1 protein-coding gene is annotated in these 1227 nt (G+C 80.0%); it reads right to left on the reverse strand.

The annotated features are described in order from the left end of the window. Window positions 1-1227 (reverse strand): UvrD-helicase domain-containing protein (locus MNZ27_RS23195; protein WP_242396429.1); only part of this gene is annotated, 1227 nt, incomplete at both ends.

Below are 1227 nucleotides of genomic sequence, written 5' to 3' on the forward strand. Positions count from 1 at the left end.
CGCGGTCGGCGCGGTCGGCGCGGTCGGCGCGGTCGGCGCGGTCGGCGCGGTCGGCGCGGTCGGCGCGGTCGGCGCGGTCGGCGCGGTCGGCGCGGTCGGCGCGGTCGGCGCGTCGAGGGCGGCCGCGAGGGCCGAGTCCTCCAGCCACGCGAGCCGGCCGAGGCCGACCTGCGCGAGGAGCAGCAGGGTCCCGTCGCTCACGGCGCACTCGGGCGACCGGAGCAGGGCCGCCCAGGCCACCGCGTCCGACGGGTCGGCCAGCGCGGCGAGCAGCTCGCCGAGGTCCCGGACCTCCGGCGCCTGGTAGAACCCGCCGCCGCGGGCGAGGCGGTACGGGATGCCGGCGGCCCGGAGCGCTCGCTCGTACGGCGCGAGCTGGGTGAGCCGCCGGAACAGGATCGCGACGTCGCCGTACCGGGGCCGGCGGCCCTCCTCGCCGCCTCCCGCGCTCCGCGCGCGCACCGCGACGCCGGCCGCCCCCGTCACGATCGCCCCGATCCGGGCCGCGATCGCCGCCGCCTCACGCTCCCGCCGCTCCTCGGCCCGGCCTCCCCCCGCGTCCACCAGCAGCTCGCAGGCGGGCCGGGCGCCCTCCGGGCGCGTCGGCACGAGCCGATCGCGATCGCCGAAGGCGATCTCGTCGTCGCGCGGCGGCTGCCCCGGCGGCGGCTGGAGCGCCCGGACGAAGACCTCGTTCACGAGGTCGAGCACGGCCGGCGCGCACCGGTGGTTCTCGGAGAGGTGGAGCACGCGCCCCGCGCCCGCCTCGAAGCGGCGGAGCAGGCGCGCGAACACCGCGACGTCCGCGCCGCGGAACCGGTAGATGGACTGCTTGAGATCGCCGACCGCGACGAGGACCGGGCCCGCCGGATCGCCCGGGCCGGCGAGCACCTCGAAGAGGTCCTGCTGGACCGGGTTCACGTCCTGGTACTCGTCCACGAGGAGCGCGCGGAGCCGGCCGCGCAGCTCCGCCCGGAGCGCCGCGTCGCGCCGGAGCAGATCCCGGGCGCGGACGAGGAGGTCGTCGAAGTCCACCGCCCGCGCCGCCGCCTTCCGCGCGGCGTACCGGCGCGCGGCGTCCGTCACCAGCGCGGCCAGCTCCGCGTCCTGCGGCGCCGCGAGCACGTGGGCCGCCGCCGGGAGGAACGCCTCCGCCGCCGCGGCGAGCGCCTCCTTGAGCTCGCGGAGCGGCCCGTCCGCCTTGACGAGGCGGCCGCGAGCGGCCGC

Origin of the sequence: Anaeromyxobacter oryzisoli (assembly GCF_022690765.1) — a bacterium.
Lineage (GTDB): Bacteria > Myxococcota > Myxococcia > Myxococcales > Anaeromyxobacteraceae > Anaeromyxobacter > Anaeromyxobacter oryzisoli.